This window comes from Roseateles subflavus (genome assembly GCF_030285365.1).
Classification (GTDB): domain Bacteria; phylum Pseudomonadota; class Gammaproteobacteria; order Burkholderiales; family Burkholderiaceae_C; genus Roseateles_B; species Roseateles_B subflavus.
In genome coordinates this window covers 527,948-538,683 of record NZ_JASVDS010000004.1, presented here as the reverse complement: position 1 = coordinate 538,683, position 10,736 = coordinate 527,948, and the positions used below count along the sequence as shown (strand labels likewise).

7 protein-coding genes and 1 pseudogene are annotated in these 10,736 nt (G+C 66.7%); 7 read left to right on the top strand and 1 reads right to left on the bottom strand.

All coding sequences use genetic code 11. The annotated features are described in order from the left end of the window. Positions 1-2,996 (bottom strand): non-ribosomal peptide synthetase (locus QRD43_RS16730; RefSeq protein ID WP_285983631.1); only part of this gene is annotated, 2,996 nt, incomplete at its 3' end. Positions 2,997-4,060: 1,064 nt separating this feature from the next. Here QRD43_RS16730 and QRD43_RS16725 point away from each other — a divergent pair. The 7 genes and pseudogenes from QRD43_RS16725 (at position 4,061) to QRD43_RS16695 (ending at position 10,427) form a co-directional block, all read left to right on the top strand. Continuing rightward, positions 4,061-4,680 (top strand): annotated as a pseudogene (locus tag QRD43_RS16725) (transposase domain-containing protein). 41 nt (positions 4,681-4,721) lie between these two features. Then, on the top strand, positions 4,722-5,489 hold the full coding sequence (locus QRD43_RS16720) for a 4'-phosphopantetheinyl transferase family protein (protein WP_285983630.1): 768 nt from the start codon (positions 4,722-4,724) through the stop codon (positions 5,487-5,489). Between the two features lie 755 nt (positions 5,490-6,244). Next, entirely contained in the window at positions 6,245-6,397 is a 153-nt protein-coding gene (locus QRD43_RS22750; protein WP_285983629.1) for a hypothetical protein, read from the top strand. Then, positions 6,394-7,806 (top strand): class II fumarate hydratase, encoded by a 1,413-nt coding sequence (locus QRD43_RS16710; RefSeq protein WP_285983628.1) that lies wholly within the window; start codon positions 6,394-6,396, stop codon positions 7,804-7,806. The genes QRD43_RS22750 and QRD43_RS16710 overlap by 4 nt, the downstream gene beginning before the upstream one ends. Before the next feature lie 201 nt (positions 7,807-8,007). Continuing rightward, positions 8,008-8,421, top strand: coding sequence for an acyl-CoA thioesterase (locus QRD43_RS16705; protein WP_285983627.1), 414 nt, complete (start codon positions 8,008-8,010; stop codon positions 8,419-8,421). Between the two features lie 19 nt (positions 8,422-8,440). Next, positions 8,441-9,748, top strand: coding sequence for an acyl-CoA dehydrogenase family protein (locus QRD43_RS16700; RefSeq protein ID WP_285983626.1), 1,308 nt, complete (start codon positions 8,441-8,443; stop codon positions 9,746-9,748). A 112-nt stretch (positions 9,749-9,860) separates the two neighbouring features. Further along, a complete protein-coding gene (locus QRD43_RS16695) occupies positions 9,861-10,427 on the top strand; it encodes a prephenate dehydratase domain-containing protein (RefSeq protein WP_285983625.1) in 567 nt (188 codons plus the stop codon). The last annotated feature ends 309 nt before the right edge of the window (positions 10,428-10,736 follow it).

Here is a 10,736-nt window from a genome sequence, read left to right as displayed (position 1 = left end):
AGCAGCGAGTGACCGCCCAGCTCGAAGAAGTTGTCGTGCCGGCCTACGCGCGGCAGCTGCAGCACCTCGGCCCACAGCGCGGCCAGCTGTTCTTCCAGCTCGCCTTGCGGGGCCTCGTAGCTCCGAGCGGCCAGCGCCTGCAGGTCCGGGGCCGGTAGTGCGCGGCGGTCCAGCTTGCCATTGGGGGTCAGCGGCAGCGAGGGAAGCAGCACGAAGGCGCTGGGCACCATGTAGCCCGGCAGCTCCTGGGTCAGCGCCTGGCGCAGGGTGTCCATGGCCAGGGTGTCGTCGCCCTCACTGTCCTGCGCAACATCCTGCGTCGCGCCTTGCGCCGTGTTCGGCGCCGCATCTCGCACCACATACGCCACCAGGCGCTTGAGCCCCGGCTCGTCCTCTCGGGCCAGCACGACGGCTTCGCGCACGCCGGGCTGCGCCAGCAGGCGGGCCTCGATCTCGCCCAGCTCGATGCGGTAGCCGCGCAGCTTCACCTGCTCGTCGTTACGCCCGACGAAGGCCAAGCGGCCCGTTTCCAGCCAGCACACCAGGTCGCCGGTGCGGTACATCCGCCCCGATCCATCCTGCACGAAGGGATCGACCAGGAAGCGCTCCTGCGTCAGCTCCGGCCGCCCGAGGTAGCCCCGCGCCACGCTGGCGCCGCCGATGTACAGCTCACCCACCGCGCCCAGCGGCACCTCGCGCTGCTGTGCATCCAGCACATACAGCCGCGTGTTGGCGATGGCCGCGCCGATGTCCGGCGACTCCTGCCCCGCCTCCAGCACGCCGGAACTGGCCACCACCGTGGTCTCCGTCGGGCCGTAGTTGTTCACCAGCCTCAGTCCTGGCGGCAGCGTGACCGGCACCCGGCGCAGCCGCTCGCCGCCGGTCAGCAGCGTGCGCAGGCCCTGGGGCAGCGGCCCCTCGACCAGCGCCAGCTCCGCCAGCGGCGTCACCAGGAAGCTGCTGTCCAGCCGCTGGCTGCGCCACCACTGCAGCAGCGCCCCCGCGTCCAGCCCCTCGCCCTGCTCGGTCAGGGGCGGGATCACCAGCGTGCTCCCGCTGGCCAGCGCCACCCACAGCTCCCAGCTGCTGGCATCGAAGGCCACCCCGGCGGTCAGCGCGCTGCGATGGCCTGCGCCCAGCCCGAAGCTGCTCACATGCCACTGCACCAGCTGCGCCAGCTGGCGTTGCTCCACCATGACGCCCTTGGGTACCCCGGTGGAGCCTGAGGTGTAGATCACGTAGGCCAGGCGTGAGGTCGGGCGCTGCGGCGTCAGATCCAGCTCCAGGTCCAGCGCAGGGCTGGCCGGCAGCGGCTGCTGCAGGTCCAGCACGGGCACTTCCGCCTGCGCGCTGAGCTGGCGCAGCCGCTCCTGCTGGGCCGCTCCCAGCGTCAGAATCGCCTTGGGCGCGCAGTCCTGCAGCGTCTGAGCCAGTCGTGCGTCCGGCCACTGCGGGTCCAGCGGCACATAGCCCGCCCCCGCCTGCCAGACCCCCAGCAGCGCCTGCACCCACGCCATCGAGCGCGGCACGCACACCGCCACGCGGTCCTCCTCGCCCACGCCCTGCGACGCCAGCCAGCCGCCCAGGGCCTGCGTCTGCACCAGCAGCTGCGCATAGCTCAGCCGCTGATCTCCCTGCTCCAACGCGATCGCCTCGGGCGTCTCCTGCACCCGCGCCTGCACCCGGGCCAGCACGTCCTCGGGGCCCACCAGGGGATGGACCGCTTTCGCATGCCACTCGCCGAGCACGAGGCGTTCGGACGGCAGGAGAGTCGAGACCTCCTTCAATGGCAGTTCAGACCGATCCAGCAGCTGGGGCAGGAGGTGATGCCACCGTTGGGCCAGCGTATCGATCGTCCGTTCGTCAAACCAGGCCGTGTTGTAGACCCAGTCCAGCTCCACATCGGCCTGCTCGTGAAAGTCCCGGATGAACAGGGTTAGCGGCGTCTGCTGCCAGCCATTCAGCTGAGCCTTGAAGCTGGCCGGGCTTTCGCCGAAATGCACATCATGACTATGCTGCTCGTAAGACAGGCTGACATCGAATATGCGCCGCTCACCATTCTTCGCCGTCGAGCTTCGTTGCAGCTCTCCGATGGCAATTCGCTGATTTCGATAGTCCTGCTTCAGGCTTCGTGCCAGCTGGGTCACCAATCCGTCAAAAGACTGCTCGGCATCCAATTCCACCAACAGTGGGTTGACTCCGACGAACAGGCCGCTGCAGGCCTTCCATTTGGCATGGCCGCGATTGACGATGGGCAAGCCAATTGCAAAGCGCTGGCGCTGCGTGACAGATCCGAGAAGCACGCAGATCGACGCCAGCAGCCATTGAAATGTGGATACCCCTTTTGACGATGCCACTGAGCTAATTCGTTGGTACAGCGGCCGTTCTATGAAGGCTTGATGACACGTGCTGGGTTGTGGCGAGCCATCCAGGACGGCCTTCGGTTCGAGAATGGGCTCGACCGGAACCGCGTACTTGTCCTGCCAATACTGCAGCTGCTTGCCATGCGACGCTGACGCTTGAAACTCCTGGTCGTCCCGAACGTAGTCGGCATAGGAGGGCGCGGCATCACTGGCCTGCTCGTCTGCGTTGTAGATGTCCGCCAGTGATCGATGCAGCAAGGACACCCCCCAGCCGTCGGTAATGAGGTGGTGATAGGTGTCGACAAAGTAGCTGCGGCGATCACTCACCTGGATCAGTGAAAACCGGCAAAGTGCTCGACCATAGAGCACGAAGGCCTGCGCAAACTGCTCACTGATGAGCGTCTGGACCCTTGCCTCCGCGTCGGCCACGTGGCGCAAGTCGTGGACTACCAGCGGTACCTCCAGCTCCGGCGCCAAGGCCTGCTGTGCCACATCGCCTGGCTGGGTGGGGGGAATCAAGACCGTGCGGAGCGAATCGTGCCGTTGAAGCAGGCGCTGCAACGCTCGCTCCAGGCGGTCAGGATCCAGTGGCCCGCTGATCAGCAGGCGCCCGCCAATGTTGTACAGGGGCATACCTGGATAGATGTTCTGCTCGACCCAGATATCCCGCTGAGCCCCGGTCAGGGGCAAGGTGACCGCAGGAGCCGTTGAAGCCGGCTGAACGCATGCGGCGTGAACAAAAAGCAGTCCCTGATCATTGGACATGACGATGCATCCCGCTTTGTTGATGAAGCCGCCGCCAGGACGACCCGGTGAGCCACTGGAAATAGGACGAGCTCACCGCTCGACGCAGAAATGCGTCAAGTCAGCATTGAATAAGTGATTGAACTGCGCCAAATGGCGCCGCGATGGGAATCGGTAACTACCATCTCCAGGCAGCCGGTCATTCACATCGCCTGATGGCTAAACAATGTCTGGATGGCATCGCGAGAAATTCAATATCAACGACTGCCGGCCACCATTGTTACCAAAATCCAAAACAAATGGATTTCGAGCCCCTCCTGCCAATCGCACTACCTTCTATGAATACCAAATACGCCGTGCGATCCCTCGCCTCAATCTAGCATCACAGACGCTACGGACGTATAAATTCCGCGCGCCGTTGTTTCAATTTTTTGTGAAAACCATTTTCAAAACTCTGCGATTCATATTGATGCGCAGAGCTCGGCAACGCAAAGAAGCCTCACCCAGGCTCCTTGCATCACCCCGGCCAACCGAGGTGCGTGCCGTCCGTGCAAGCCGATGTCGGCCAAACAGCACAAGAAGAGTGCACTATGGCACAAGAACATCGCTCCCAAGGGTGTTCCCTTACGATCTGCTGTACTTTAGTCGGGCGAATAGCAAACCATTCAATCCCTTACAGACTTGGGCGGAGCAACCTCGTGAGCTTGCTGATCCAGTGGTTTTGAACTGATCTGTCATTGGCCACCCAGCAGGGCCAGGGCTTGCGGCCAACTCTATGACACCAATGTAAAACCACGCATATGCAATGCGGATTACGAGCTCTACACCGGGCAGGCAGCGTAGATCATCAAAACGGAGAAATATATAGAAATAGCTTACAGAGGCTGCCACATAAATTTCTGTTGAACCGCTCCCCCACTTTCGCGGAGGCTGCAACTCTGGAGAATGGCGCCATGAAGAGATCCCCGAAGGTTTCCCCTGAGGTCCGCGAGCGTGCCGTGCGCATGGTGCTGGAGCATCGCGGGGAGCATCCGTCACAGTGGCGGCCATCGAATCCATCGCCGGCAAGATCGGCTGCGCGCCGCGGACGCTGCGCACTTGGGTGGCGCAACACGAGGTGCACCGTCGAACGGCTGATGCGCCCGTCGGGGCTGCAGGGCCTGTGTCGTGGCAAGGCGATACGCACCACCTTCCCCGATCCCACGGTGCCTTGCCCACCGGATCGCAGACCGGGCAAAGACGATGGCCTGATCCATCACTCCGACGGAGGCTCGCACGACCTCGCCATTCGTTACAGCGAGGGGCTGGCCGAGGCCGGCATCGAGCCCTCAGCGGGCGCCAAGGGCGACAGCCACGACAACGCCTTGGCAGAGACCGTCAACGGGCTGCACAAGATCAAGGTCATTCACCGGTGCGGCCCGTGGAAGACCAAGCAGGCCGGGGAACTCGCAGCGCTGGAACGAGTGGCCTGGTCCAACCACCACCGACTGATGGGCCGCTGGGCTACAGCCCGCCCGCCGAGTTCGGAACCCATCACCCTCGTCAAGGCGCGGGTCATGCCGTGACCGTCTGACTTCAACCAACGGGCCTCCGCGGAAGTCGGGGCAATTCAAAATGGCGACACCCCTGGAGCAGCTTGCCGCATTTCGCAGCGCATCGGTCCATCACATGGAACTGACGGAGGGCCGCAGCCTGGCGCTGTCGGTCCTGCGCTTTGACGAGGCGATGTTCACGTCGGCGCACTTCACCGCGGCGAGACTCCCCTGCCCTGACAGCATCGCCCGCAGTGTTCGCAAGCGCCAGGCCGAGTTCTTCTTCGGACGCCTGGCCGCGCGCCAGGCCATGGCACGCGCCGGCGTGGAGCAACAGCTGGTGTCGGCGGGCGTTGGGATCGGGCGCTCCCGCGAGCCGCTATGGCCGGCAGGCCTGGTCGGCAGCATATCGCACACCACGGGCATCGCGATGGCAGCGGCGTCTCCGTCCTACAGCGGCATCGGCATTGACGTGGAGCGGGTGATCTCCCACGAGACGCGCGCGGCAGTCCTTCAGTTGACGATGGATGGCGCGGAGACGCGCATGCTGGAACGCTGTTCTGGCCCGATGTCGCTGGACGAGAGGATAACGGTGGTGTTCTCTGCCAAGGAAAGCCTCTTCAAGGCCGCGTTCAGCTCCGTGAAGCGCTACTTCGACTTCAGCGCGGCACGGCTGTCGTCGTTGGACCTGCAGTCCGGCCGCCTGGAGCTGACACTGGTAGAGCCGCTGAACCAGGAGTTCGCTCGCGGTCGACGCTGCGAGCTGACTTTCGCTAGTTTGGAGGGGGGCTTCATCGTCACGGCCTGCGCGTTCCGCAACTTCCCGCGGCTCGGGGAGGTTGCGGTTTGAGTGCAGAAAGGCTCGCCTTGAGGCAAGGGCAAACGGGGCTGCTGAGTTGATCGCGCAAATCGTGGGCTTGGCTCATTGCCGAACGGGCCATTCTGGCAATCGGCACCCACACGGAGCCTGCCTGTCGACCGCGCCAATGCCCATCAGCAAGGCTGAGCCAGCCTGGTCAGCGCCCTAAGCACTGGCGCGACGCCCAGCCCCGCATCCCGACCTGCGTCATCGCCGCCCCTTCACCGCTCCCCCGTCTCCCGCACCTCCGGCTTCAATACCCGAGCCTTGGTCCAAGGCCTGCTCCCGCACCTCCGGGGACTCCGACGCCATGCAGTCGCCAGGCACCCACCGCGAGTAGCCGCGCTGGTAGGCATTCATGGCGGTGAAGAGCACTCAGCTGTCGGCGGCGATGCCGGTCAGCACCAGCCGGCGGCCATGGAGACGCTCGAGCAGGATCTGCAGCGGCGTGGCATGGAAGGCGGACTGGCGCGGCTTGAGGATGGCGACGGAGCCTCGCGCCGTCGAAGCGCAGGGGGGTGATGAAGTCGATCAGCAGCAGCACGGTCCTGCAGGGTGCCAGGTCGTCAGTCCGGATCTTGCTCATGGTGGGGCGACCAGCCCGGTGTCCCGGGCAATTGCGACGCCAGGTCCGCCACGGCGCTGCGTAGGGCGACGCGGTGGAGGCACGGCGCTTGCCCCGAGGTGTCACCACTTCTGGAGACGATGATGTGTGGATGCCGCCACGAGAACCGGGGAGCCCCCCGATGAAGGCGCTCACCTACCAAGGCGCCCGCGATGTGCGGGTCGAGACGATGCCGGACCCGATCCGTCTTGCGCCGGACGACCGCATCCTGCGGCCGGGCCCGGCGAGCACCACCGCCCCCGAGAGCGCCGCATCGCCGGCGGCCGGCGGATGAGCGCCCTGCCTCCTCGCCCGCCGGGCGCGCCGCTTGTGCGGCTCGAGCACGACGCGATGGGCGCTGTCGAGGTGCCGGCCCAGGCGCTGTATGGCGCCGAGACGCAGCGGGCGGTGCAGAACTTTCCCCTGAGCGGCCGGCGCCTGCCGGTGGCGTTCATTCGGGCGCTGCTGATGATCAAGGGGGCCGCCGCCGCGGCCAATGGCGGACTGGAGGTGCTGCCCGCGGCACTGGCCGTCGCCATCGAGGAAGCCTGCGACGAGGCCCTGAGCCAGGCCGACGAGGCGCTGATGGTGCAGTTTCCGGTGGATGTCTTCCAGACAGGCTCGGGGACCAGTACGCACATGAACGCCAACGAGGTCGTGGCGACACTCGCCTCGCGGCGGGCGGGCCATGCGGTGCATCCCAACGACCACGTCAACGCGGGCCAGAGCAGCAATGACGTCATTCCGAGCGCCCTGCGCCTGGCCGCAGCGCTCGCCCTGAAGAAAAGCCTGCTGCCGGCGCTGGTCCACCTGCGCAACACGGTACTGGCGAAGGCGCCGCAGGTGCACGACGAGCTCAAGACGGGCCGGACGCACCTGATGGACGCCCTGCCCGTGCGCTTCAGCCAGGTGCTGGAGGCCTGGGCCTTCCAGCTGCGGAGCGCCGAGCGCCACCTGCGCCAGGTCCTGCCGGCCCTGCAAAGCCTGCCGCTGGGCGGAACGGCCGTGGGCACGGGCGTCAATGCGCACCCGGCCATGGCTGCCGAGGCCTGCCGGCTGCTCACGCGCCGCACCGGCCTGGTCCTGCAGCCATCGCCGCGCCCGATGGCCTTGATGAGTGCACAGGACGACATCGTGGCCGCGTCCGGCGCGCTCAAGGTGCTGGCGGTGACGCTGATGAAGATCGCCAACGACCTGCGCTGGATGAACTCCGGCCCGATCGCCGGGCTCGGGGAGATCGAGCTGGAGCCTCTTCAGCCGGGCTCCTCCATCATGCCGGGCAAGGTCAATCCGGTGGTGCCGGAGGCCGTGGCCATGGTGGCGGCACAGGTCATGGGGCACGACACCACGCTCACGATCGCGGGGCAGTCTGGCAGCTTCGAGCTCAACACCATGCTGCCCCTGATGACCGCGACGCTGCAGGACAGCATCGGCCTGCTGTCCCACGCGATGCCCCTGCTGGCGGACAAGGCCATCGCCGGCTTCCGCGTGAACGGCGAGCACCTCCGCCGCATGCTCGCGCACCAGCCCATGCTGGCGACGGCGCTGAATCCCTTGGTCGGCTACGCGCGTGCCACCGCCATTGCCCGGCAGGCCTGGGCCGAGGGCCGCACGGTGCTGGACGTCGCGGCGTCCACGACCGATCTCCCCGAGTCCCTGCTGCGAGAGCTGCTGGACCCGGTGCACCTCGCGGGCGACGCGTGAGGGCGCACCGGCGCGAGCGATCCACCCGAGGCGTCAAGGCGCCGCCGGAGCGTCCGCCTCATGACCCGCTCACTGTGACTGGTGACAGTAGCCACCCCGGGGGCCCTGCCGCAACACTGCCGCAGGCCGGGCGGAGTGCCGGGATTGCCCCGGCAGCGCCACGAGCCTGTCAACCACCCCATACCAGCTACAGGAGCCCCCATGATCAAGCACTTCGAGACCCCCATCCAGGTCAAGTACCGGGACACGGATTCCATGGGGCATGTCAGCAGCCCCGTCTACTACGACTACCTGCAGCATGCCTACCTCGAATTCATGTTCAGGGTGCTGGCCGTGCCCAAGCACGAGAAGCTGCCGCACATCATGGTCAAGACGGCGTGCGAGTACGTGCAGCCGGCCATGTTCGGTGACAGCCTGGTGGTGCGCAGCCGGGTGAGCGGCTTCGGCACCAAGAGCTTCGAGATCGAGCACGTCATGCACCGCGAGGATGGCCAGGACACCGTCGTGGCGCGCGGCTACTCCAAGCACGTGATGTTCGACTACGAGAGCAACAAGACCACGCCGGTGCCGGACTCTTTCAAGTCGCAGATCCTGGAATTCCAGGGTGCCGTCTGACGATCGCCGGGGTCACGCCATGATGATGCAGTGGTCTGCACACCAGCTGGCCTTGCGCGAGCGCTTCGCCGCCTTGGGGGCGGCGCTTACGCCGGCGCACGATCCCCTTGCCGAGCACGCCACGGCCAGCGTTCACGGGGCCGGATCGGCAGTCGAGGGAAGCGACCCGAACGCGTCCGCGAGCGACTTTGACGCCGTTCGCTGGCAGCGCCTGCGGGAGTCCGGCCTGTGGGAGCTCATCGCCCATGCGGATGTCGAGCAGACGGCCCGCCCGGAGGCCTGGTGGAACTTCACCGCGGCGCTGGAGGGCCTGGCCTCGACCTTGCGTGCGCCGGCGCTGCTGCTGTCGATCATTGCGCAGGCCGGGATGGTGCGGGCGCTGCAGCGGCATGGCTCGCCCGAGCAGCAGCGCACCTACCTGGCGGCACTGCGGCGCGGCGATCTCTGTGCCACCGGCATCGCCGAGCCGAACACCGGCACGGACGTCCGCAGCATCCGTAGCACCCTCAGCGCCTGCGAGGGCGGCTATCGGCTCAACGGCAGCAAGTACAACATCGCGCATGCGCCGATGGCGGACTTCTCCTTGATCGTCTGCCGCCATGACGACGCCGAGGGCGGGGTGGCGCTCGTGTTCGTGGACCAGGGCGCCCCCGGCCTGAGCGCCGGACCGCCAGACCGCAAGCTGGGCAACACCGCCCTGCCTACCGGCAGCCTGGCGTTCCGGGACGTCTTCATTCCGCATGCCCAGGTGCTGGGCGCGCCGCGGCGCGGGCTGCGTCAGCTGGTGGACATCATCTCCCTGGGGCGGGCCTACTACGGCCTGGTCGCTGCGCACCTGGTGTCCCCCTTCCTCGATGACGCCATGCGCTATGCCGAATCTCGGCACAGCTTCCAGGAAGCCATCGTGGAGCATCAGTATGTGCAGCGCCGCCTGACGGACATCCGCATCGGCATGGAGCGCAGCCGCTGGACCGCCCTGGGCGCGCTGGGCCGTCTGCTCAACGAGGAAGCAGATGCGCTGCTGGCCTGCTCGGTGGCCAAGCTGGTGGGCTCCGAGGACCTGATCCGCAGCGCGCAGGACCTCGTCCGCCTGTATGGCAGCCGGGGCTATCACGAGGGGCCGGTGGCCACGCTGATGCGCGATGCCCTGGGCTTCGCCAGCGTGGGCGGCACGGAGGAGATGCATCGCAAGAACATCTTCAACCAGATGAGCCGCCCCGGCGCCGCGCCCTCGTCTACCGCGACGCCGCGAGGTGCCGGGCCAGCCAGGCGCGAGGTCACGGACGATGCCCTGGGGGGCATTCGCCATGGGGCCATTCCCGCGTGAGGGCGCGCCGCGGCGAGCGTCGATGAGCTGCGTCTCGTTGCAGCTGCGGGCCTTGGCTTCACGCCAGGGCCACCCAGTGCCTGCGCGGCCGCCGGAACGAGCCCCCCTCGAAGTGGCCTGCCCGCCGGAAAGCGTCACGCCAGGCCTGGTCCCGCCCCTGTTCGGGGCCGGCACGGTGCTCCGGCGGCTCGGCAGCCTGGACGCAGTCCATGCGGCAGTCGCCGCGGGCGACTGCGCCCTGGGCCTGCTCCCGCTGGAGTGCAGCGAGGCTGGACCCGTCAACCGCAGCCACGACCTTCTGTACGCCGGTGCGGTCCAGGTCGTCGGCGAGCAGGTGCTGACGACGGCGCCCGGCGCAAGACGGATCCGCGGTGGGATCATCGCCCCGTGGGACCGCCCTCCCCTGGGGCGCCCGGACCGTCTGATGCTGGCCGCCCTGCTGCCGCAGCGGACGGGCACGCTCGTGGACTTCCTGGCGCCATTCGCGAGGCGCGGCCTGTCCATCGCGCACTGGAGTGCCCGCCCCGCGCGCATTGACGGCTGGCACTACCGCTTCCACTTCACCGTCACGGCATCCCCCGTGTGCCCGGTGGCGCAAGAAGCCGTGAGCGAGGCATCCGCTGCCGCGCTGGAGCTCCGTCTGCTCGGCTGCCTGCAAGGGGCGGACGCCGCCGCCTGAGGGGCGACGCGTGCCCCGCGGATCCCTCGGACCGTGGCGCCCCCTGGGCTGGTGCACGCGGCGGTCTTGCGAATAATTGCTCGTGTAATTCTAGAAATGTCCAGACGAATCCCACGCGATTGCCGGGGTTTAGCCTGGCGATTTTGGGCCAATCTGGCGTCATCCCATGGTGGGACGGGAGCCCGGTCCATGAATAAGTCATTGAATTTATTGAATGTTGAAGCGCTGAATGCCAACTATGTTACGAAAGGATACGAATTGCTGCGACGCATCAACCGTGACATCAGAGAATGCATCAAACGCGAGTAC

Bases quoted from the DNA above. Each gene is read 5' to 3' on its own strand.
- QRD43_RS16720 (WP_285983630.1), top strand. From the start codon at position 4,722: ATGGCGACACCCCTGGAGCAGCTTGCCGCATTTCGCAGCGCATCGGTC.
- QRD43_RS22750 (WP_285983629.1), top strand. From the start codon at position 6,245: ATGAAGGCGCTCACCTACCAAGGCGCCCGCGATGTGCGGGTCGAGACG.
- QRD43_RS16710 (WP_285983628.1), top strand. From the start codon at position 6,394: ATGAGCGCCCTGCCTCCTCGCCCGCCGGGCGCGCCGCTTGTGCGGCTC.
- QRD43_RS16705 (WP_285983627.1), top strand. From the start codon at position 8,008: ATGATCAAGCACTTCGAGACCCCCATCCAGGTCAAGTACCGGGACACG.
- QRD43_RS16700 (WP_285983626.1), top strand. From the start codon at position 8,441: ATGATGATGCAGTGGTCTGCACACCAGCTGGCCTTGCGCGAGCGCTTC.